General features: G+C 62.6%; 22 protein-coding genes. 10 read left to right on the top strand and 12 right to left on the bottom strand.

The features are described 5' to 3' along the window. The first annotated feature begins 26 nt into the window (after positions 1-26). A complete protein-coding gene (locus tag B30_RS22415; protein WP_009573810.1) occupies positions 27-506 on the top strand; it encodes a hypothetical protein in 480 nt (159 codons plus the stop codon). A gap of 117 nt (positions 507-623) precedes the next feature. Here B30_RS22415 and B30_RS18955 read toward each other — a convergent pair whose 3' ends face one another. The 4 genes from B30_RS18955 to B30_RS18940 all read right to left on the bottom strand — a co-directional run bounded on the left by B30_RS18955 (position 624) and on the right by B30_RS18940 (position 4083). Beyond that, complete coding sequence (locus B30_RS18955) at positions 624-923, bottom strand: hypothetical protein (protein WP_157789841.1); 300 nt, start codon at positions 921-923, stop codon at positions 624-626. Positions 924-1228: 305 nt separating this feature from the next. Further along, a complete protein-coding gene (locus B30_RS18950; RefSeq protein ID WP_009573808.1) occupies positions 1229-1741 on the bottom strand; it encodes a cytochrome c in 513 nt (170 codons plus the stop codon). Positions 1742-1753: 12 nt separating this feature from the next. After that, the gene (locus B30_RS18945; protein ID WP_009573807.1) at positions 1754-2170 is read right to left on the bottom strand and encodes a hypothetical protein; all 417 of its coding nucleotides are present in this window, start codon (positions 2168-2170) and stop codon (positions 1754-1756) included. Between the two features lie 38 nt (positions 2171-2208). After that, a complete protein-coding gene (locus B30_RS18940) occupies positions 2209-4083 on the bottom strand; it encodes a PHA/PHB synthase family protein (protein ID WP_051130667.1) in 1875 nt (624 codons plus the stop codon). Between the two features lie 173 nt (positions 4084-4256). Here B30_RS18940 and B30_RS18935 point away from each other — a divergent pair, with 173 nt between their 5' ends. The 9 genes from B30_RS18935 (at position 4257) to B30_RS18895 (ending at position 14829) form a co-directional block, all read left to right on the top strand. Next, on the top strand, positions 4257-4664 hold the full coding sequence (locus B30_RS18935) for a hypothetical protein (protein WP_009573805.1): 408 nt from the start codon (positions 4257-4259) through the stop codon (positions 4662-4664). Next, positions 4661-5290, top strand: a complete 630-nt coding sequence (locus B30_RS18930; RefSeq protein ID WP_009573804.1) for a TetR/AcrR family transcriptional regulator — start codon at positions 4661-4663, stop codon at positions 5288-5290. Before B30_RS18935 ends, B30_RS18930 begins: the two co-directional genes overlap by 4 nt. Before the next feature lies 1 nt (position 5291). Continuing rightward, entirely contained in the window at positions 5292-6707 is a 1416-nt protein-coding gene (locus B30_RS18925; protein ID WP_009573803.1) for an MBL fold metallo-hydrolase RNA specificity domain-containing protein, read from the top strand. Continuing rightward, positions 6704-7594, top strand: coding sequence for an LOG family protein (locus B30_RS18920; protein WP_009573802.1), 891 nt, complete (start codon positions 6704-6706; stop codon positions 7592-7594). Before B30_RS18925 ends, B30_RS18920 begins: the two co-directional genes overlap by 4 nt. A 2-nt stretch (positions 7595-7596) precedes the next feature. Next, complete coding sequence (locus B30_RS18915; protein ID WP_009573801.1) at positions 7597-8643, top strand: HlyD family secretion protein; 1047 nt, start codon at positions 7597-7599, stop codon at positions 8641-8643. After that, positions 8640-11417: a ribosome-associated ATPase/putative transporter RbbA gene (rbbA, locus tag B30_RS18910; RefSeq protein ID WP_009573800.1), complete on the top strand. Its 2778-nt coding sequence runs from the start codon at positions 8640-8642 to the stop codon at positions 11415-11417. Before B30_RS18915 ends, rbbA begins: the two co-directional genes overlap by 4 nt. A gap of 2 nt (positions 11418-11419) precedes the next feature. Beyond that, a complete protein-coding gene (locus tag B30_RS18905; RefSeq protein ID WP_009573799.1) occupies positions 11420-12544 on the top strand; it encodes an ABC transporter permease in 1125 nt (374 codons plus the stop codon). 97 nt (positions 12545-12641) lie between these two features. Continuing rightward, positions 12642-13718: an alpha/beta hydrolase gene (locus B30_RS18900; RefSeq protein WP_157789840.1), complete on the top strand. Its 1077-nt coding sequence runs from the start codon at positions 12642-12644 to the stop codon at positions 13716-13718. 202 nt (positions 13719-13920) lie between these two features. Further along, positions 13921-14829, top strand: coding sequence for a LysR family transcriptional regulator (locus B30_RS18895; protein ID WP_081583762.1), 909 nt, complete (start codon positions 13921-13923; stop codon positions 14827-14829). 7 nt (positions 14830-14836) lie between these two features. On the opposite strand, the gene B30_RS18890 is transcribed toward B30_RS18895, so the two are convergent. Genes B30_RS18890 through trbE form a run of 8 tightly spaced genes read right to left on the bottom strand, consistent with a single transcriptional unit; the run spans position 14837 to position 22871 of the window. Beyond that, complete coding sequence (locus B30_RS18890; RefSeq protein ID WP_009573794.1) at positions 14837-15082, bottom strand: DUF2274 domain-containing protein; 246 nt, start codon at positions 15080-15082, stop codon at positions 14837-14839. Positions 15083-15084: 2 nt separating this feature from the next. Next, positions 15085-16206, bottom strand: coding sequence for a TrbI/VirB10 family protein (locus tag B30_RS18885; RefSeq protein WP_009573793.1), 1122 nt, complete (start codon positions 16204-16206; stop codon positions 15085-15087). Next, on the bottom strand, positions 16203-17231 hold the full coding sequence (trbG, locus tag B30_RS18880) for a P-type conjugative transfer protein TrbG (protein ID WP_051130666.1): 1029 nt from the start codon (positions 17229-17231) through the stop codon (positions 16203-16205). The genes B30_RS18885 and trbG overlap by 4 nt, the downstream gene beginning before the upstream one ends. Continuing rightward, complete coding sequence (trbF, locus tag B30_RS18875) at positions 17228-17917, bottom strand: conjugal transfer protein TrbF (RefSeq protein ID WP_009573791.1); 690 nt, start codon at positions 17915-17917, stop codon at positions 17228-17230. Before trbF ends, trbG begins: the two co-directional genes overlap by 4 nt. Beyond that, positions 17914-19263, bottom strand: coding sequence for a P-type conjugative transfer protein TrbL (trbL, locus tag B30_RS18870; protein ID WP_009573790.1), 1350 nt, complete (start codon positions 19261-19263; stop codon positions 17914-17916). Before trbL ends, trbF begins: the two co-directional genes overlap by 4 nt. A 4-nt stretch (positions 19264-19267) precedes the next feature. Then, positions 19268-19564: a putative entry exclusion protein TrbK-alt gene (gene trbK-alt / locus B30_RS18865; protein ID WP_009573789.1), complete on the bottom strand. Its 297-nt coding sequence runs from the start codon at positions 19562-19564 to the stop codon at positions 19268-19270. Positions 19565-19581: 17 nt separating this feature from the next. Beyond that, positions 19582-20364: a P-type conjugative transfer protein TrbJ gene (gene trbJ / locus B30_RS18860; protein ID WP_009573788.1), complete on the bottom strand. Its 783-nt coding sequence runs from the start codon at positions 20362-20364 to the stop codon at positions 19582-19584. Then, on the bottom strand, positions 20361-22871 hold the full coding sequence (gene trbE / locus B30_RS18855) for a conjugal transfer protein TrbE (RefSeq protein WP_040402979.1): 2511 nt from the start codon (positions 22869-22871) through the stop codon (positions 20361-20363). The genes trbJ and trbE overlap by 4 nt, the downstream gene beginning before the upstream one ends. Between the last annotated feature and the right edge of the window lie 5 nt (positions 22872-22876).

Raw genomic sequence — 22876 nt, 5'->3', positions numbered from 1 at the left:
AGATTCGACGCGGGAAGGAGACGTGGATGATGTCGGCTGAATTGACTTGCAAACTGCACGAACGTTTCTCAGATGGAGCTTTTTCAAGGATGCCATCTGGATCCGGACGCGAAATGGGGCGGCGCTCAACCAAGAACAGGGGATGCCCGTTACCGCAACACCTGAAAATCGGCCTACTGGCAGCCGCCATTCTGATGGCGCTCTGCATGAGGAGCGATGCTCAGGAAACACTGTCAGCTGCAGCGATCGAAGATCGGATTATCGGTCATGCCTTCCATGGGCGGAAGGGCATTCTGTCGGTTTCGTTGCAGTATGGCACCGATGGTACGGTCACGATGCGCTCGCCGCTTGGCACCGGAACGGGCCGCTGGACGATTTCTGGCGCCCGGCTTTGCGTCAAACTGGAGACTGGACCAAGGAAAGCGGACGAGTGCCTGACATTTGCAACCGAACCGGATGGATCATACCGTGCCTCCAATGGCATGCGGTTGATCCCGGTAGAATGATGTTCTTGCCATTTGTTGGGTCATCAACCCAACCCATCGCGATGCCGCACCCGGACTTTCGGCCGGACAAATCGGCACCCTGCCTTGGAATGGGCCCTGAACCTTTTCGTTGTTCCGCTAATCGGCCTGTTTCGCGCCAGTGTGGGTTTTGGGTTCACGCGGACATTCGAATAGCATCCGCGCCAGTTCTCTTGCGATAATCTCGGTACGCGACAGGAGATAGTTGGCCGCATCCACCGTTGGCGCCGTCTCGTCAAGCGTGGCTTGGAAAAGGTCCAGCCGCCGGTCGAAATCCTGCCTTTGGAGCCCGCTGTGGTTTCGATGGGCCCTGACCAGATCACCGGAATAGACGTCCCTGTGCAGTGCGATCGAAGACCAGAAAGCCACCATCCGTTCGACCTGCCGTCCCAGTCGCACCTATCCGCCCCAACCGCTTGTCCACACGGATGCATGCCACGAAGAATCTGGTCATCCTCCGAAGGTATTCCTCGTCGATCCCCAATACTTCGGCCGCCTGCCTCAGTTGGGCGCGAGTTCTTTTAGAGAGTACTCCTGTTCAACGGTGAAAAGGCCGGGCATGTCGCGCCTCCTTCGCGATCAGACGGACATTTGTCGCCAGAACCGAACGGCGCCGACGACCTCGTTCTCCACGTCATCGGCGCCGTCCATACGATCCGCAGGAGATCGGGTGAGCATCGGGCATCCCTGCGGCCGCAGCCCGTCTATTCAGCGAGCATCGGAAAGCGATCCGCTGCATAGCGTACGTGGCAGGCGGTACAGGCCTCAATCATCCGACCGAAACCTGCATGTTGCGCTTCCCTGTCGCCATCGCGTCCGGCTTGTGCCAGATCGGCCGAAAGCCGGTGAAAGGCTTGATCCCGGGTTACGAAATCCTTGGGTACCGCGGCCATCAGATCCTGTTTGTCATCGGGCGTCATGGATTGCTGCAGGATGAAACTGTCGTAGATCTGTTGCGCCAGCCCCGCGACGCGGGCGTCGTCTCCGGCGATCAGCGCCGAGAGGATATCCTTGCTGGCCTGTTCGATCGACAGCATCTCCTGGCGCAGCAGATCGCGCAGCTTCGGCGTCAGATTCGGGGAAACCGGCCCCGCATCCTGTCCCGTCGCTGGCACACCAAATCCCAGCCCGACCGCTATTGCCAACGCAACAGCAATGAACGGGAACTGGTTTGTCTTTCTGTAGTGTGACACTTTCAGACCCTCCTGGTCCTGCATCACTTCACTGAATCAGGGACGTTCGTCTAGCGGCTCTGGCGTGGATCCGTCCGGATTGCGGATCACGAGGCCGACAACGACGCCCCAGACGACGGTCCGCAAGCTCATGGCCCAGACCGTCCGCATCTCATAGGCGCCGCCAAGCAGAACGTGGACTCCGAAGGCGATCATCACCAGAACGGTGGCGACGAGGATTGCGATCGAGAGCTTGGTCGCCCAGTTTGTCTGCAAAATGAGCCCGATACCTGCGGCAACATAGGCAAAGCCGGCCAGGAAGTTGAACCATAGAACGAAGGGGACCGCATCGCCGACCGCCGCACGGGCCTCCAGGCCACCGAAGAGTGCGCGCCCGCCTGACAACACCGTCAGCAAGCCGAAAAGCGTGACGACAACCGCCGCAATCAGGATATCCCATCGCCTGTTTTGCATGTTTCTTACTCCAATTCTGCTCAGCGTCTGCTGATGCGTTATTTCTGAAACACATTAGTCCCCGGCGCGTCTTCGAGCGGCGGATGATCCTTGCACCCCATCGGCGGCGGGCCGCTCATGTCGCCCGAGTGCGCGGTCAGCCAGTCTACCCACGCAGGCCACCATGACCCCTCCCGCTCGGGCGTCTCGTTCAGCCACGTGTCGGGATCCATGTGCAGATCCTCGGCCTTGCGGTGCCGCACCCGGTAAGTTCGGCGCGGGTGGCCCAGCTCGGAGACGATCCCGGCATTGTGCCCACCGCTGGTCAGCGCGAAACTCACGTCGGTGTCACTGAGCATGTCGATCTTGAAGGCTGATCGCCAAGGTGCCACATGATCTTTTACCGTGCCCACGGCAAAGATCGGCACCCGGATATCCGAAACATGTACCGGACGGCCATCAACCTTGAGCCTACCCTCGGCAAGGTCGTTGTTGAGATAGAGCTTGCGCAGGTATTCCGAATGCATTCGATACGGCATGCGTGTCGCGTCGGCGTTCCAGGCCATAAGATCATTCATCTGGGCGCGTTCTCCCATCAGGTATTCGCGCACAATCCGAGACCAGATCAGATCGTTCGAGCGCAGCATCTGGAAGGCGCCGGCCATTTGCGTGGTATTAAGATAGCCCTGCTTCCACATCACGCTGTCAAGGAACGCGAGCTGGCTTTCGTTGATGAATAGTGCCAGTTCGCCCGGTTCGGTGAAATCGACCTGACTGGCTAGCAGTGACAGCGAGGCCAGCCGCGCATCGCCATTGCGCGCCATCGCGGCGGCGGCGATGGACAGGAGCGTACCGCCGAGGCAATAGCCGACGGCATGAACCTTCTGATCCGGGACGATCCCGCCGATCGCATCGAGGGCCGCCATCACCCCCAGCCGGCGGTAGTCGTCGAGCGTCAGGTCGCGGTCGCCCGCATCGGGGTTCTTCCACGAGATCATGAAGACGGTGTGGCCTTGCTCGACCAGATAGCGCACCAACGAGTTTTGCGGCGAGAGGTCGAGGATATAGTATTTCATGATCCAGGCCGGGACGATCAGGATCGGCTCAGGTCGTACCTTGTCCGTGAGTGGGGCGTACTGGATGAGTTCGATCAACTGATTGCGGTAAACGATGCTGCCTTTCGTTACCGCCACGTCCCGGCCTGGCTGGAAGGAGTGGGCGCCATCGCGTGCCTCTCCTGCCATGAGATCCTGCAGGTCCTCCATGTAGTTCTGGAACCCCCGGATCAGGTTCAGACCTCCGGTCTGTTGCGTCTTTTTCAGAACCTCGGGGTTGGTTCCGGGAAAGTTGGATGGAGAGAGAACATCAAGCATCTGGCGCGTCAGGAATTGCAACTCTCGCTCGTGCTGAGCGGTCACACCGGGTACATCAGTGACCACGTTGTGCCACCATTGCTGCTGCATCAGAAAACCTTGCTGAATCAGATTGAAGGGGGGCATTTTCCAGGCATCGCCGCGAAACCGGTTGTCTTGCGGCAGTGGATCAATGCAGGGCGCCACCGCGTTGGTCGAACCTGTGCATGCCATTGCATAGCGCATGTACCGACCGAACTTTTCTCCAGCCTTTTCGGCGATTTCCAACTGTTTCCCCGGAGCAGCGACCATATGCGTCGCCCAATCGAACCATGCGTTCATGAGGGCGGCGGGCGACAACCCATGCGTGAAGCGCGAAAGCCAAACCTGCGCCGCATGGTCGAACGCTTCGTGACGGGTATCATGTGTATCCGGACGATCATAGGTGTCAGACGTCATCGCCGCATCCCGTTCCGGCTCGGGCTTAGCGTCTGACATGTCGCGTGTAGAGCGGTCAGGCACCGCTCGCGCTGTCCCCTGCTTTCCTTGCGCATTGCGCAGTTTTACCACCTGGTCCGACATTTGCGGCTCCATCGATATTGCCTGATGTCCGGCCGGCGATCTCGAGACGATGATCAATGGCACCGGCACCGCTGTACAATCTCGAATCAAGATAGTAATTGATTACTATATTTATTCAAGCCATGATGCACGGCAAGGCAGGTAAGTGCCGCGACTGACCGAGGAGGAGACCCATGCTGACGGGCAAAACGAATGTCGTGACGGGCTTCGCGTTCCTGGCACTTTTCATGCTGTACGGGTTCGTGCTGATCTTCTTGCGCGATTTCGCGCCGGGCAAGGAGCAGTTGATCGCTGACTATGCGGTGGGTACGCATTTCGAATCGCGGCTTGCGCATGTTCACGGCAACCTGTTCGCGCTCATCAATATTGCGGTCGGTCTCGCCCTGTCGCGCGCCCCGGACACCCGGACCGGGCGCTGGATATCCGCGTTGGCACTGCTCGGGCTGCTGATGCCTCTGGGCATTCTGGCAGAGGTGCTTTTTGGTGTTCCGCCGGTCCTCGTTGTGGCTGGCGGCATTTCAATGGTCGCCGCGATGATATGGACGGCTGCATATGTATGGCAAACGGAGACGTTTCATTGACCAAGACGAAACCAAAAAAGATCCCGGCGGAAGAGCGCCGCAACATTACGGTCGAAGCGGTCATCGACCTGGCCGGCTCTTCCAACCCGGACAGCATTACGACCGCGGCCATTGCCAAGCACATGAAGCTGACACAGGGCGCGATCTTTCGCCACTTTCCGAACAAGGATGCGATTTGGAAAGCGGTCATGAACTGGGTGGCCAAGAACCTGATGGCCCGGATCGATCGCGCGGCCAAAGACATCACTTCGCCTACGGGAAAGATGGAGGCGATGTTTCTCGCCCACATCGCATTTGTTGCCGATCATCCAGGCGCACCACGCATGCTGTTCGGAGAGCTTCAGGGCGCTCGGCAGACGCCGGCCAAGCGTCTCGCGCAGAGCATGATGAAACAATACGCGGCACGCCTGCGCGACATGATTACGAGTGGCAAGGAATGCGGCGAATTGCGCGACAATCTTGATGCCGAGGCGGCGGCCACTCTGTTCATTGGCACCATTCAGGGCCTCGTGATGCAATCCCTGATCGCCGGCGACGTGGATAAAATGCGCGCCGATGCGCCACGTGTTTTTGGAATCTATCTACACGGGATTTCTAGGGCGGGCGATGCCGAGGAGCAGGAGTGACATGGCGCCGAAGATCAGCTTTCTGGGCGCGGCGCGCGAAGTCACCGGCTCCTGCTTCCTCGTTGAAACCGGCGAAGTCCGGTTTCTGATCGATTGCGGCATGTTTCAAGGCGGGCGGGAAGCGCCTGCCCGCAATCGAAAACCCTTCGGTTTCGACCCGGAATCAATTGATTTCGTTCTTCTGACACATGCGCATATCGACCACAGCGGTCTGCTGCCAAAACTGACCAAGGCAGGGTTCACCGGGCCGATTTTCGCAACCGAAGCGACAGCGGATCTGTTAGGCGTCATGCTGCCAGACAGCGCCCACATTCAGGAATCGGACGCTCGAAAGCACTGGCGCAGATCCAAGCGCGGTGCAGCCTCTTCGACAGAGCCAATCTATACCATGAACGATGTCAGGCTTTGTCTGCGGCAGGTTCACGCGATCCGCTACGACACCAAGCTCACCCCGAATGAAAATGTGCGCTGCCGGTTCCGCGATGCCGGCCATATCCTCGGCTCGGCGATCATCGAAGTCTGGATATCCGAAGGGGACGGCGAAACAACTAAGATCGTGTTCAGTGGCGATCTGGGGCAGCCCGGGCGGCCAATCCTACGGGATCCCACGCCCATTCCCGATGCTGATATTCTGGTGATCGAGTCGACCTATGGGAACCGCGAGCACGAGGATCTGAGCACAACTCTGGACGAGATGATCGAGATCGTCGAACGCACCCGCCACGGCGACGGCGGAAATATTATCGTGCCCGCCTTCGCAGTCGGTCGCACGCAAGAGGTGCTCTACCATCTGCATCGGCTCACCTGCGAAGGACGACTTCGCGACTTGATGATTTTTGTGGACTCGCCGATGGCGACCGAAGCCACAAGGATCACCCGCCGACATCTGGAGTTGTTCGACGAACAGGCGAAGAACCTCGCGGGATGGCACAAGGTGGGTGCGGACCTCCCCTATCTCAAGTTCACATCGAGTGTCGACGAATCGAAGGCACTCAACCAGATCAGCGCAGGGGCGATAATCATCTCGGCCAGCGGTATGTGTGATGCCGGGCGCATCCGTCACCATCTGCGACAGAACCTGCCCCGACCCGAGTCCGTTGTGATGATCACCGGGTTCCAGGCCAAGGGATCGCTGGGTCGGCGGCTTGTGGATGGCGTCCGGCGGGTCCGCCTGTTTGGAGACGACATCCCGGTGCGGGCCACCATTCACTCGGTCAACGGGCTATCCGCGCATGCGGACCGGAAGGCGCTCATGGCTTGGGCGGATGGTTTCAGAGCGCCACCGCATCAGACCTTCATTGTGCACGGCGAGGAGACAGCGGCACTGGAATTCGCGCACGCGCTTCGAACCGAGAAGGGCTGGACGGTGACAGTTCCTGAACCGGGTGCATGTTTCGAAATAGGCCCAAGCCCATGACCATCGACCGGACGAGCGAAAGAGAACTCACCGAACATATCCTCGTCGGGCCCGCGTATCGATTGGCGCACGAGGACTTGGATTTTCTGGCGGAGGACGATCTGCGTCCGGTGCGCCTGCAACTCGAACTGATCAAGCCAGAACGCACGCTGCGTCACCATGATATCCACTCGACTGTGGTGGTATTTGGCAGCGCCCGTATCGTCTCGCCGGAAGTCGCAGAAAAGCAGTTGGAAGAAGCTCAACAGCTCCACCGGGAGGACCCGGCATCCGAACGACAACTTCTGGCAGCCGAACGCCGGGTACATTGGTCGCGCTACTATGCGGAAGCGCGGTGTTTTTCTGAGCTCGTCTCGCACCAATTTCAACGGGTCGGACGCCGGGATTTCGTTATCGTCACAGGCGGTGGCCCGGGCGTGATGGAGGCTGCGAATCGCGGTGCCTTCGATGTTGGAGCGCGCTCGGCCGGCTTGAATGTCACCTTGCCGAGCGAACAGAGGCCAAACCCGTTCATCACACCGGACCTCGCATTCCGTTTTCGCTACTTCGCCATACGCAAAATGCACTTCCTGCTGCGGGCCAAGGCACTCGTGGCCTTTCCCGGCGGCTATGGCACCCTCGATGAACTGTTCGAAGTCCTGACCCTTGTGCAAACCCGAAAGATGCAAAGCCTTCCGATCATCCTGTTCGGACGGGAATTCTGGAACCGGGCGATCGATTTCGACTTCCTGGTCGATGAGGGAATGATCTCTTCGCAGGATCGCGCCCTCTTCCGCTTCGTCGAAACAGCAGAGCAGGCCGTGTCGGTCCTGAAAGATTTCTACGGCGGTCACCCTCCTGACGAGCCGATGATCGTCCAAGGACATGACATGAAGGGAGACCGATAAAGATGTCACGCAAGATTTCAATCGCGCTTGTTCTCGCTGTACTTGCGGGATTCATGGGCTATGCCCTTTGGTCGATCTTCTTGGCACCGAGCGGCCTGCCGCCCGAGGGCTTCGCGCGGGGCAACGGCAGGGTTGAAGCCGATCTCGTCGATGTCTCGACCCGTCTTTCCGGGCGGGTGGCCACGATCGCGGTGCAGGAGGGCGATCTCGTCGCCGCAGGCGACGTCCTTGCGGTCATGGACACAACCGAACTCGAAGCGCAAAAGGCGCGCGCCGAGGCGGCGGTGGCCAGTGCGGAGGCCGCGGTAGCCGTGGCACAGGCGGGTGTAACCAAGGCCGAGGCCAGCCTCGCGCTCGCCCAAACCGAGCTCGCGCGCGCCGAGGCGCTGAGCGGGCGTGACGTGATCTCCAAGGCGAACTACGACATCCGCCGGACCGAAGCTCAGGTGGCAGAAGCCAGCCTCGCCGCCGCGCAGGCCGAAGCGCAGGCAAAGGAACGCGTGGTCGATGCGGACGTTGCGAACCTGCAAGAGATCGAGGCGCGTATCGCCGACAGCACGCTCCATGCGCCCGAGGCTGGTCGCGTCCTTTACCGCCTTGCGCAGCCCGGCGAAGTTCTGGGCAGCGGCGGTAAGGTGCTGACGCTCGTGAGCCTCGGCAATGTCTACATGGAATTCTTCCTGCCCGCCGGTGCGGCGACGCGGGTGAAACTGGGCGACGAGGCGCGCATTGTCGTCGACGCGATGCCGAATGTCGCCGTACCGGCGCATGTCAGTTTCGTCGCGCCGGAGGCGCAGTTCACCCCCAAGCAGGTCGAGACCGTCGAGGAGCGCGAAAGCCTGATGTTCCGCGTCCGCGTGCGCATCCCGCAGCAACTGGTCGAGGCCCGGCTCGCCCAGGTCAAGACCGGGGTGCGCGGCGTCGCCTGGGTGCGGCTCGTCGATCCCGATGGCAACTTGCCCGATTGGCCCGATGGGCTGACACCGCCCGTGGCGGCAGCCTTGCCCGCACCGATGACGGGTGACGGCGCAACCGAGACCGGGCAATGACCAGCGCTGAGAAGCCCGGCCCCGTCGCATCTCTGGCGGCGGTGAGCCATCGCTATGGCAAAGTGACTGCCCTCAGCGATGTGACGCTGAGGATCCCGATGGGGCGCATGGTGGGCCTGATTGGGCCCGACGGCGTCGGAAAATCGACCCTGATGGGCCTCATCGCCGGAGCCAAGAAGCTGCAGACCGGTGTAATTGAGACGCTGGACGGGAATATGTCAAGTGCTCGTGTCCGGACTGAGATGGGGCGGCGCATCGCCTTCATGCCGCAGGGTCTCGGCAAGAACCTCTACCATGATCTAAGCATCCGCGAGAATCTCGAATTCTTCGGCAAGCTCTTCGGCCAGAGCCAGGCGGAACGCGGCGCACGGATCGAACGGCTGACCCGCGCCACTGGCCTTGCGCCGTTTCTCGACCGCCCGGCGGGCAAGCTCTCGGGTGGCATGAAGCAGAAGCTGGGACTTTGTGCCGCGCTGATCCATGACCCGGATTTCCTCCTACTCGATGAACCCACCACCGGCGTCGATCCGCTTTCGCGGCGTCAGTTCTGGGATCTGATCGACGCGATCCGCAAGGACCGCCCCGAAATGAGCGTGCTGGTCTCGACCGCCTACATGGAGGAAGCCGAGCGGTTCGAATACCTGATCGCCATGAACGAGGGCCGCGTTCTGGCCGAAGCGAGCCCGGACGTTCTCAAGGAGCGGACAAGCACCGACACCGTGGGTGCCGCCTATGTCGCCCTTCTGAGCGGCGGGAGGATCGAGGCGCAAAACGACACACAGGCTCTGCCAGCGCCGACCGGCGCCACCACCGATGAAATCCCCGCGATCAATGCGCGTGGTCTGACCAAGCGATTCGGCGATTTCACCGCCGTCGATTCGGTCAGCTTCGAGATCCGGCGCGGTGAAATCTTCGGCTTTCTTGGCTCGAACGGCTGCGGCAAGACCACCACGATGAAGATGCTGACGGGGTTGACACCCGCGACCGAGGGTGAAGCCTGGATCTTCGGCCAGCCGGTCGATGCGCAGAACCTCGACGCGCGCCGCCGGGTCGGCTTCATGTCGCAGTCCTTCTCGCTCTATGGCGAGTTGACGGTGCGCGAGAACCTGCTTCTGCATGCCCGCCTCTTCCATCTGGGCCCCGACTTGACCAGGGACCGCATGGCCGATCTGGTGCCGCGTTTCGGGCTCGATCCCTATCTCGACCAGAACGCGGCCTCGCTCCCTTTGGGGGTGCGGCAACGCCTGTCGCTGGCGGTCGCGGTGATCCATGCCCCGGACATCCTTATCCTCGACGAGCCAACCTCGGGCGTCGACCCGCAGGCGCGTGATGCGTTCTGGGAAATGCTGCTCGATCTGGCGCATCGCGAGCGCGTGACGATCTTCATATCGACGCATTTCATGGATGAGGGCATGCGCTGCGACCGCATCTCGCTGATGCATGCGGGCAAGGTACTGGTGACGGATGCGCCGCAGGCGATCATTGACGCGCGCGGGGCCGGAACGCTCGAGGATGCTTTTATCGCCCACATGCTCGACGCGATGCCGCAGTACGCGGCAGCAGAAAGCACGCCCGAGGTGCGCGTCAGCGCGCCCGCCGAGGCCCGGGCGGACCGCCCGGGCTTCAGCCTGCGCCGGCTTCTGGCCTTCACTACGCGCGAGGCGATGCAGGTGCGGCGCGATCCGGTGCGGCTGGTCTTCTCCTTCGTCGGCAGCGCGGTTCTGCTTCTGATCATGTCCTTCGGCATCTCGCAGGAGGTGCGTGAGATCCCCTTCGCCGTCCTCGACCAGGACCGCAGCCCGGAAAGCCGCGCCTACCTGTCTGGTTTTGAGGAGTCCGATTGGTTCCGCGAGCGCCCCGCCATCGCCAGCGCGGACGAACTCGACCGGCGCATGGCCAGCGGCGAACTAGCGCTGGCGCTGCAACTCCCACCCGGTTTCGGCAAGGCCGTGCGCCGTGGCGAAACGACCGAGATCGCCGCCCTGATCGACGGCACCGACACCAGCCGCGCCGGGACGGTGGAAAGCTATGTCGAGGGCGCACATGCCCATGCCCTGAACGAGGATGCAGGCGCGGCCCTCGCGCTCGGCACTCTTGGCGCCCTGGTCGGCGCTGACCCGATCCAGCCGCCCGCGCAACTGGCGCCTCGGTTCCACTACAATCCGGCGATGGAAAGCCTGCCCGCGATCGGCCCCTCGATCCCGCCGCTCCTTCTGCTGCTATTCCCCGCGATCCTGATGGCGGTCAGCGTCGCGCGAGAAAAGGAGATCGGCACGATCACCAACTTCTACGTCACGCCCACCGGCCGAGCCGAATTCCTGATCGGCAAGCAACTGGTCTATGTCGCCATCACGCTTCTGAACTTCGTGATCCTGACGGTGCTGGTGGTCACGGTATTGGGCGTACCGCTCAAGGGCAGTCCGGCAGCCCTGGTCATGGGTGCGTTGGTCTATGCCTTCGCCGCCACAGGGTATGGCCTTCTGGTTTCCATGATGACCAGTACGCAGGTCACCGCCGTTTTTGCTGCGGCAATCCTGTCAGTGATGCCGACATTGCAATTCTCAGGCATGATCACGCCTGTCTCATCGCTGGAAGGCCCCGCGCGCATCCTCGGCACGTTCTGGCCCACAACCTGGTACATGGGCCTGAGCGTCGGAACCTTCACCAAGGGATTGGGCCTGGCCGACCTGTCCGGTCATCTCTTGCGTCTTGCCGCGTTCGGTCCGGTGCTGACCGCGTTTGCGATCGTTCTTCTCAAGAAGCAGGAGAAGTAGCGGTGCGCAGTATTCTCAACATCTTCTGGCTTGCGGGAAAGGAACTGAAGAGTGTCCTGGGCGATCCGGTGATGGTGGTGTTGATCCTGTGGTCGTTCATCGTCGCCGTGATCCTAGAGGCCAGCGGCGCGGGCGATACGGTCTATAATGCCGCCATCGCGATCGTCGACGAGGACGGCTCCAGCCTTACCCGCCAAATCGCCGACGCGTTCGACCCACCCTGGTTCCAGCCGCCGGTCTCCATCGGCGCGGACCGCATCGCGCCCGAGATGGATGCGGGCCGAATCATGTTCGTCCTAGCATTCCCGCCGGGCTTCGAGGCCGACGTGATCGCTGGTCGGATGCCCACCGCCCAGCTCGAGGTAGATGCCACGGCGGTCAGCCAGGCCCAACTCGGCACCGACTACATCGCGAATATCCTGGCCTCGGAAACCCGCGCGTTCCTCACGAACAACCCCGACGCGTCCGACCCGGCGCTGCGGCTGGAACTGCGCCGCGCCTTCAACGCCAACGGTGATCCCGTCTGGTTCAAGTCGGTCTCCTCGCTTCTGAACCAGTTGTCGCTGCTGACCATCGCGCTGACGGGTGCGGCGATGTTGCGCGAGCGCGAACAGGGTACGATCGAACATCTGATGGTGATGCCGCTGACGCCGCTGGAAATCGCGCTTTCCAAGGTTCTGGCCAACGTGGTGGTGGTGCTGGCAGCGTTCACGCTCTCGCTTCTGTTCGTGGTGCAGGGTGTGCTCGATGTGCCGATGCGGGGCTCGATGGGCCTGCTGCTGGTCGGCACCACGGTTTATCTGGCCGCTGCAGCGGCCATTGGCATGTTCCTCGGCACCATGGCGCGCAGCATGGCACAGTTCGCGCTGCTGGTCATCATGGTGATCATTCCGATCATCATGCTCTCCGGTGGAATGGGTGCAATCGAAAGTCAACCCGACCTCGTCCAACGCCTTACTCTGGCGCTTCCCTCGCGCCATTTTCTGGCTTTCGCAAAAGCCGTTGTCTTTCGCGGCGCTGGTCTGGGTTCAGTCTGGGTCGAACTTGCGCTGATGGCAGGACTCGGAGCCACATTCTTCCTGGCCAGTCTTTTGCTGTTCCGCCGTTCCATGAGCTTGGCAGGGTGAAGCGATGCGTGCCCATTTGCGAAAACCCACGGGCCCATTGCCAGAGCGGATTGCTGACATTGCAAGGCAGATCGGGCGCCTTCGAGGTTTGTCCCCGTTGCTCGTTCTGACCTTCTTGGCATTGCCGGGTTGTGCATCGCGACCTGGCCCCGAGGCCCTTGCCGTCGTGCCAGACGAGAATTCCACTGCCAGCTTCGTAACAATTGACGTCGTCACCAATCGACGGTTCGACGTCACGTCCCGCAGCTACTCCGATCTGCGCTCTCACAAGATGCAACTCGAGAGGTTCACGTTATCCGTCCCGCCCAATCACAAACTCACCCGTATCGAGTGGTCAAAGGGCGACCCAGATCCGGCCAAAAAATTCGTCGTGACAGAGCGTGAAATTCGACCGACTTCAGAATTGGGCACTGCAAGCGTCGCGGCCGGTGCCGTACGGCTCAAGCCGGGCAAGCGAGACGTCGTCATATTCGTCCATGGTTACAACTACAACTTCCAGGAGTCGCTCTTCCGTTTGGCCCAACTTGTGGCCGATGGTGGATTGGATGATGCGCCAGTTCTCTTCGCGTGGCCCTCGGCGGCATCTGTCACGGGCTACGTTGCCGATCGAGATGCGATCACCTATTCACGGGATGATCTGGTGCATGTCCTCAACACGCTTGCGGGTCAGCCGCAGGTGGGGCGCATTACCCTATTCGGACATTCCATGGGGGCAATGCTCGTCGTCGAAGCGTTGCGGCAGCTACGGCTTACAGGTCAGGACCGGACGATTGAACGTCTGGGAGATGTAGTGCTTGCGGCACCAGACATCGATATCGATGTGTTTCGGAGACAGATGGAGATCATCGGACCTCTCGATCCACCGTTAACATTACTTGTCGCACCAGACGATCGTGCTTTGAAGATTTCCGCCCGCCTCACCGGATCGCGCAGCAGGCTCGGCACTCGCGACGTGCAGGATCCACGAGTACAGGCCCTGGCGAACACCAACGGGATCAGAGTCATAGATATATCTGACGTTTCGTCACCAGACGCGACGATGCATAGCCGGTTTGTGGGATTGGTCACGGTGTTCCCCAGAATGCGTGGCGAAAGAGATCCCGTATTGGTCCAGGCCGGTGCATTCGTTCTAGAGCCTTTGGCCGCAGTACTTATTCCTGCGCATCCGCGATGAGAGTGTACACCCACCTCTATCAAGCGATGGCGCGAAGCTGCCGATACCGGCAATGCTGCGGTTTTCGCGCCATCCGAGGGAAGGGCGGTTGCCATTTACTCGCCTTGCAAGCGTAGTTGGTGAGGTGGCAATGGATAGTCGAAGGCAACCATCTGACAGGAATAAGAGAAGCTCACCCAACGCTGGGTCACGGCACAGACTAATGAACGAGGCAGTAAAGCATCGGGACACCATAGAGCTTCGACATCTGCGCTATTTCGTGGCTGCGGCGGAGCATGGCAGCTTTCGCAAGGCAGGTGCTTCGCTTGGCGTTCAACAATCGGCCATCAGCCGCCAAATTCATGATCTCGAAGATCGACTCGGGGCAGCATTGTTTCATCGCCATAGCAGTGGCGTCCGCCTCACCTTTGCTGGCCAACGCTACTTGCCGTGCGTCCGCCAGATTCTCCGTAGCCTCAAGGAGGGAGCACAAGATATCGCCTCTGTTGGTCGGTCAGAGAATGGTATGCTGAGAATCGGCATCTACTCCTCGATTGCCTCGGGTTTTCTGGCCGAACTACTACGCACCTACGGTTGCCAACATGGGGACATCCGAATCGAGCTGGTTGACGGCAATCCAAGCGAGCATATCGCTGCCATCCGTCAACTACGGATTGACGTTGCCTTCGTGACCGGGACGCGGGATTGGCCCGACTGTGAGAGAACGCATTTGTGGTCGGAGCGGGTTTACGTTGTGCTGCCGGATCACCATGCGTTGGTTGCTCGGAAGGAACTGAAATGGCAGGATCTCATAGAAGAACCATTTGTGGTCAGCGAGACAGCTCCCGGGCAGGAAATCCACGACCATCTAATTAGGGAACTCGCCAACCTCGGCCAGCACCCAGATGTGCAGGTGCAGTCGGTTGGGCGAGATAACCTTCTGTCACTTGTGGCAATGGGCCGGGGCTTGACCCTGGTCAGCGAAGCAATGACAGTTGCGCGATTTCCCGGAATCGCTTACCGTCCTATCTGTAATGAGGTTCTTCCCTTTTCAGCTATATGGTCTCGGGAAAACGACAATCCCGCGTTTAGGCGGCTGCTAAGCCTAGCCAAGGCGATGACATCATCTTGAGCCTCCATCAATTTTCGGTCCGCAGCTTGGCCAGTTGAGCAGAGCGTCGCGCCTTGGCGAACCCCCGGTCCGTTCCAATGAACCGCTCCAGCATCGGGACGATCAGCTTAGCAGGATCGGCAACAGCTTGCCCCGTTTCCCGCCCCAATACCTCGGCATACGCGACCAGATCGCGGTGAAGGGACGCGGGTAGTTCCACCGTCACTTTCACGGGCTTGTCGTCGGGCACCGGTCCCAGCTTCAGTTTCGTCATGGTCAGCCTCCTGCGGGTTCGAATACCAAATCGCGGGTCACGATAATCCGGACTGGAAAGCCCGGCCGGATCGTCAATGTCGGCGCGACCTGCAACTGACGCTGTACGATCTGCTGACCGGCCTGGTTGATCGTGTCCACCGCGCCATCGCGGATCGCCTGGACCAGGCGGTCTTCGTCATCGGTGGCGAGGTCCGCGCCGATCGCGAGCAGCGTGGACAGACCCGCCGCGCGCATCAGATCCCACCAATGGTAGTTGACGCCATCTTCGAGGCCGGCATAGCCGCTCGCATCCGCGCCTGGCAGACGTTCGAGAACGATGGATCGGCCACTGGGAAGGATCAAGCGGTTCCAGACCAACAGCACGCGGCGTTGGCCGAACGTCACACCGTCATCGTATTGGCCGATGATGCGGGTTCCTTGTGGGATCAATAGCAGTGATCCGGTCGGGCTGTCATAGACATTCTCGGTGACCTGCGCGGTGATCTGGCCCGGGAGATCGGAGCGAATGCCGGTGATGAGCGCGGCCGGAATCACAGCTCCCGCCTGAAGGATGTACGGCGAGGCTGGCGGCTGAATGCGATCCGACGCGACGGTCTGCCGGTCCACCGGACCGTTGAGGAAAGCCGTATATCGGCTCCCCTCGGATTGCCCGGAGCCACCCAGGCCCGGAAGGTTCACGCCGCCCCCGGCCGTCGTTGCCCTGCCAGACGCCGTCTGGAAGAAGACACCGCTCAGACGCGCGGCGTCCTCCTCTGCCCTGCGGCGCTCCGCTTCCGGATCGACGGTCGGGCCCGCAATCGGCGGAGGGCCCACGGGCACTCCCCGCTCCTGTGCATCTAGGATCGGCCGCCCGAGGTCACCGGGCAGTGCGGGTCCCAGAACCGGTCCGGTATAGTCGGACGGCAACCCCTCCAGGCCGTCCGCGGCCGGTCGGTTGTCGATGGAATAGAGTTCTCCACCTCCCGGCCCTGCCTCACGGGTCTGAAGCGCATAGATCAGCGCGCCCCCAATGCCGAACAGCGCGACCGCCCCGACACCGGCCAGAACCTTGCGCGACAGCCTCGTCACGCGCGGCGGATCGGGGCGCAGACGCATCGGCGCTGCAGGATCGGTGTCACTCATGACGCCCCTCCCCTTTGCGCATCACCCTCCGTTTGCGCATCCGCCTCGCGTTCCTCCATGCGCATGATCCGGACCACCTGCTGGCGGTCTCCTGCTCCCAGCCGGAGCTCCGCCGCACCGAAGAGGCGATCCACGATCAGCACGTTGCGGTGGATACGGCTGTTGACGATCTGCGGTTCTCCGTCGGCGCCGAGCACGAAGAGCGGCGGCATCTCGCCCTGGGCGATGCCAGCAGGGAAGACGACATAGACGCGACGGCCATCGTCGAAGACAGAAACCGGGCGCCAGGGCGGGCTCTCACCCTGGATCTGCAAGCCATAGCGATGATTGCGGGCAGAGGGCCCCGGAATGGTCGGCGCGGTTGCCACAGCTTGTCGACCGCCACGGGGCGCTGCCGGATAGGCCCAGGCGACAGAGGGCATGTAGAGCGCCTCGCGTGCACGCAGCTCGATCGTGTAGACCCGCCTGTCAGTGCTGATCACCAGATTGGTCGAGATATCGTCCCGCGTCGGTTTGACGAGGATGTGGACGCGGGCGGTGGATCCGGACCCGCTCTCCGTGTCGCCGATGATCCAGCGCGTGGTATCCCCCGCAGCGATCGGACCCGCGCCGGTCAGACGCTCGCCCGGCTCGAGTGCGATATTGGTGATCTGACCCGGTGCGGCATAGACCTGATAGAGGGCTCCTTCCGACCAGGGATATATCTGGATCGCATTATAGTAGCCCTCGCGGCGCGGCTCGACCCGGGCGGCGGCATTTGCGTTTTCGATACGTCCGGTCGGTGTGCCTGCCACCGCTCCGCCATGCGCCACTGTCCAGACCGGCGGCGTGTGCAAGGGACGAGGACGTTCCTCGGCAGCCGAGGCGGGCGGAGTGGGCAGCGGCGGCACGGACTCGTCGTAGCTGAATTCCGGCACTCGGTTGCTGGCGCACCCTGCGAGCACGGATGCGGACAGAAGCAGGGCCACCAACATCTGCGCCCTGTCGCCCGGAGACCTAGTTGCATGAACATGCGTTTCAGTCATTGGCTCATCTCCCGCGACCAGGAGATCGCATTGACATAGATTCCCAGGGGGTTGGCGCGCAGGCGCTCGGCGCTGCGCGGGGTCTGGATCACGACGGTCAGGATCGCGGTCCAGCGCTCGGTCGTGGAAAGCTGACCGTTCTCGTAGTGGCGCTCGGTCCAGGCGACGCGGAACGATCCCGGCGAGGCCCGGATGACCGAGGACACCTCGACTGCGATCTGTTGACGACCGACGCGTGTGAAGGGGTCGTTGGCGCGAGCGAAATCGTTAAGCGCGGCCGCCCCGCGATCCGTGGTGAACTCATAGGCGCGCAGCCAGTTCTGTCGCACGATGATCGGATCGGCGGGGATGGAACGAACCTGTTCGATGAAACGGCCAAGATGGAAGGCGATCTGCGGATCGGTCGGCTCGTAGTCGGCGGAAGCCGGAGCGACAGCCTGGGCCTCGCCGAGCGCGTCGACCTGAACGACCCAGGGCACGACGGTGCCACGCGCGGATTGCCAGACCAGGGCGCCAGCAAATCCCGCCGCAAGGATCAGGCTGCCGAAGGCCATGTAGCGCCAGTTGCGGGCCTGAACACGGGCGGAGCCGATACGCTCATCCCAGACCTGCGCGGCCTTCTGGTAAGGCGTCTCTGGCTGAAGTGTCTTGCCATAATGAGTGGCGGAGCGCCTGAAGAGGTTCATGAGCGATCCCTTTCGGAGAGATTGACGGAGGTGCCAGAGCCGTGGCTGTCACCAGACCGGACGGCATGGGCGGCAGCGCGCACGCCATGGCTCACGGCCTGGCTATGGCGCATGCGCTTCGCCCAGGCTGGCGGGCCATCGGAGGCGGACGGGCTGGAAGAAGGCACGGGCGCCGCTCCGCCGACCGTGCCCATCGAGGTGGTTCCGCCCGTCGCCGCAACACCGCCCTTGACGCCCTCGGCGTAGCTGGACTGGATGCCGCCAGCCGCGCGAGAGGACGCCTTCTTGAGCGGTGATGCCGAGGCGGCGGCCCCGGCGCGCGCTACACCAGCCATCCCGCCGGCGAGACCACCTCCGCCCATCGAGCCGAGCGTGTAGACGCTCGAGGCAGCGCCCGCCGCGCCCGCGCCGCCGCGTGCCAGGGCGGCGCCACCGGAGAGCGCAGATCCCGCGCCGCGTGCCGCCAGCATGCTCGCCCCTCCGGCCCCGATCGCAGCGCCACCAACGGCAAGGCCGGTGCCTATGGCCGCCCCCGCGCTGAGTTGCGGCCCGCCGGACACCAGACCCGAGGCGATGCCGGGGCCGAAGATGCCGAGGCCCAGCAGAGACAGGGCGGCCAGCACAATCGCCATGGCGTCATCGATGGTCGGCGTCACGCCTCCGAAGCCGGCTGTGAACTGACCGAAGAGCGTCGATCCGATGCCGATGATCACGGCCAGCACCAGAACCTTGATGCCGGAGGAAATCACGTTGCCCAGCACGCGCTCGGCCATGAAGGCGGTCTTGCCGAAGAGGCCGAAGGGGATCAGCACGAAGCCCGCGAGGGTCGTGAGCTTGAACTCGATCAGGGTGACGAAGAGCTGCACCGCGAGGATGAAGAAGGCGAGGATCACCAGCGCCCAGGCGAAGAACAGGCAGAGGATCTGGACGAGGTTCTCGAAGACCGCGACCCAGCCCATCAGATCGGAGATGCTTTCGAGCAGCGGTCGTCCGGCCTCGAGCCCGGTCTGGGCGACGCGGCCGGGGCGCAGAAGATCGGCGGCGGAAAACCCGGTGCCCGAGGCCATCAGACCAAGGCCCGCGAAGCTCTCGAAGACGATCCGGGCGAGGTTGTTCCAGTTGGAGATGATATAGGCGAAGACCCCGACAAAGAGTGTCTTCTTCACCAGTCGGGCGATGATGTCGTCATCGGCGCCCCAGGCCCAGAAGAGCGCCGCCATCGTCACGTCGATGACGATCAGCGTCGTGGCGATGAAAGCCACCTCACCCCCGAGCAGGCCGAACCCGCTGTCGATATAGCTGGTGAAGATGCCCAGGAAGTTGTCGATGACGCCGGTTCCACCCATCTGCCTATTGTCCTTCGCGGGTGTTCGAGGAGACTGGAGCAGAGGGTGCAGGTGTCCGGCCGAGGAATCGGTCACGGCTCTCGGCCCAGGCGGCGAGGCAATCGGCATCGCTGGAAGCGGCCTCGCCAAGCTGCTGGCACCGGCGCAGCGTCGCGCGGAGAGGATCGGCAGACGGCTGGAGTGCGGGCGCGGTGCTGGCCGGCTCGGGCCCCTCCTCCCGCGTGACCTCGATCACCGTGGCGGTGATCGCGATCGCCACGAACACGATGGCCGCGATCCGGGCCAGCATCTTCCCCTCCATCGTCTCCCCTCCCGGCCTCAGTTGAACATCTGCGCATCGCCGGGTTGATAGCCCGCGCCCGGCGTCAGGAAGCGCTCGCGCTGGATGCGACCCTGTTCTGCAGCGGTGGCGCGCTCGGCCTCGGTCAGCGCGTTGGCGCGACCGTTTGCCGAGATCACCGCGATCAGATCGGAGAGCTGCTGCGATTGCAGTGCGAGGAGCTGGTTGCCCGCCTGCGTGGCCTGCAGAGCACCGACCGCGTTCTGGCTCTGCCCCACAAGCGCGGACATCTCGGCGCGGTTGGCGTCGATATTGCCGACGACACCGGCCTGCACGCGCATGGCATCCTGCAGTCCACCGACAGTGTTCTCCCAACGGGACCGGGCCTCGGCGATCAGCTGCTGGTCGGTCGCCGTCAGGGAAAGGTTGCCATAGTCCTGCTGGAACATCTGGTCGATGCTCTGAACGTCGAAGGCGATGTTCTGCGCCTGGGCCAGGAGTTGCTGTGTGCGGCTGACGTTCTGCTGGATCTGCTGGAGCGCGGAATACGGCAGGTTGGCGAGATTGCGCGCCTGGTTGATCAGCATCTGCGCTTCGTTCTGGAGCTGTGCGATCTGGTTGTTGATCTGCTCCAGAGCGCGCGCCGCGGTCAGGAGATTTTCCGCGTGGTTGGTCGGGTCGTAGACGATGAACGGACCGCCGCCGATGCCGAAGAGCGCATGGGCGGGTGGCGCTGCGATGGGCGACATGGCAATGGGCATCGCCAGCGCGAGTGCGAGCAGCGACGTGCCGGCGGACCGAAACGTGATCTTGCGGGTCATGATGTGATCTCCTCTTCTTTCAGGGCGGGTTCGGTGTCCTCAACGACGCCGGAGGCCGGAGATGCGCCCTCTGCGTCGATGGCGAGATTGGTGAGGTCGGGGATCAGATCGGCGGCCCAATCCAGGCCATGCGCCTTCAGCCAGGCGGCGAGGAAGCCGTCTCGGCCGTGCTCAGCGCAGATCTCGGCGATCAGCGCCTGATCCGATTTGGCGGAAGCCGCGCAGAGCGCGAGCCCAACGTCGCTGAGACCCAGCTCGAACAGCCGGTTGCCGCGCCGCGACTGGCAGTAGTAGTCGCGCTTGGGCGTAGCACGTGCGAGGATCTCGATCTGCCGGTCATTGAGGCCGAAGCGGCGATAGATGGCCGTGATCTGGGGCTCGATGGCCCGCTCGTTCGGCAGCAGGAGCCGCGTCGGGCAGCTTTCGATGATCGCAGGCGCGATAGCGCTGCCGTCGATGTCGCTGAGGCTCTGCGTCGCGAAGATCACCGAGGCGTTCTTCTTCCTCAGCGTCTTCAGCCATTCGCGGAGCTGCTCCGCGAAGGCATCGTCATCGAGCGCGAGCCAGCCCTCGTCGATGATGAGCAGCGTGGGCCGTCCATCGAGCCGATCACCGATCCGGTGGAACAGGTATGAGAGGACGGCGGGCGCCGCGCCGGTTCCCACCAGCCCCTCGATCTCGAAGGCCTGCACATCCGCCGAACCCAGCTGTTCGGTCTCGGCATCGAGCAGCCGGCCATAGGGTCCACCCACGCAGTATGCGCGGAGCGCCTGCTTCAGGTCGTTGGATTGCAGCAGGACCGCAAGGCCAGTCATGGTCCGCTCGCCCACAGGGGCCGAGGCCAGCGAGGTCAGCGCGGTCCAGATATGTTCCTTCACATCCGGGGTGATCTGGATGTTCTCGCGCGTCAGGATGGCGACGATCCAGTCGGCCACCCAGGCACGCTCCGACGTCTCGTGAATGCGCGCCAGCGGCTGTAGCGATACGGAGTTCTCGTCCGTGTCGGTCAGCTCTCCGCCGAGGTCATGCCAGTCGCCGCCCATGGCGAGCGTAGCGGCGCGGATCGAGCCGCCGAAGTCGAAGGCGAAGATCTGGCTGCGCGGATAACGCCGGAACTGAAGTGCCATCAGCGCCAGCAACACGGACTTGCCGGCGCCGGTCGGGCCGACGACGAGGGTGTGACCGACATCCCCCACATGAAGAGAAAACCGGAACGGGGTAGAGCCTTCGGTCTTGGCGTAGAGCAACGGAGCGTCGCCGAAATACTCGTCCTGCGCCTCGCCCGCCCAGACCGCCGAGAGCGGGATCATATGGGCGAGATTCAATGTGCTGATCGGTGGCTGGCGGACATTGGCATAGGCATGCCCGGGCAGACTTCCGAGCCAGGCATCGACGGCGTTGACCGTCTCGACCATGACGCTGAAATCGCGGGACTGGACGATCTTCTCGACCAGCCGCAGCTTCTCGTCGGCGCGGCGGACGTCCTCGTCCCAGACCGTGATCGTGGCCGTGACATAGGCCATGCCAGCCACATCCACGCCGAGTTCCTGCAAGGCCATGTCCGCGTCAGCGGCCTTGTTCGCCGCATCGGTGTCGACCAGCGCGGATTGTTCGTTGGTCATCACCTCCTTGAGGATCGCGGCGATGCTCTTGCGTTTGGCAAACCACTGACGGCGTATCCGGGTCAGCAGCTTGGTTGCATCCAGCTTGTCCATGAGGATGGCCCGGGTCGACCAGCGATAGGGAAAGGCCAGCCGGTTCAGCTCGTCGAGCAGACCCGGGGTCGTGGCGCCGGGAAAGCCAGTGATCGTCAGGACGCGGAGGTGATGATTACCCAGGCGCGGCTCCAGCCCGCCGGCCAGCGGCTGGTCGGGCAAGAGCGCGTCGAGATAGACCGGCACCTCGGGCACGCGCACGCGGTGCCGGTTGGTCGAAATCGTCGAATGCAGGTAGGTCAGCGTAGCGGCGTCATCGAGCCAGTGGCAGTCCGGCATGAAGCCGTCGAGCAGCGCCAGCACGCGATCGGTGCGGTCGATGAAACCGCGCACCTGTTCCCAGGGGTTCACACCTGAGGTCTCGCGGCCCTCGTAGAGCCAGGACTCCGAACGCGCCGCGTCCTCGGCAGGCGGAAGCCAGAGGAGCGTCAGGAAATAGCCGGAGACGAAATGACTCCCCTCCTCCTCGAAACCGGCCTTGCGCTCGGCATCGACCAGCGCCGATGCCGCATCCGGGAAGGTGCTCACCGGATAGGTCGCGGCCTCAGAGCGCTGTGCTTCCACAAAGATCGCCCACCCGGAACCGAGGCGACGGAAAGCGTTGTTCAGCCGCCCGGCGACTGCGACCAGTTCGGCCGCGACGGCGCTGTCCAGATCGGGCCCCCGAAACTTCGCCGTCCTCTGGAACGAGCCGTCCTTGTTGAGGACCACGCCCTCCCCGACCAGCGCCACCCAGGGCAGGTAATCGGCGAGGCGCGAGGCCGTGCGACGGTATTCTGCGAGATTCATCATGGGAG

Source organism: Celeribacter baekdonensis B30 (genome assembly GCF_000299875.1).
Lineage (GTDB): Bacteria > Pseudomonadota > Alphaproteobacteria > Rhodobacterales > Rhodobacteraceae > Celeribacter > Celeribacter baekdonensis_A.
This window is presented reverse-complemented; position numbering and strand designations above follow the sequence as displayed.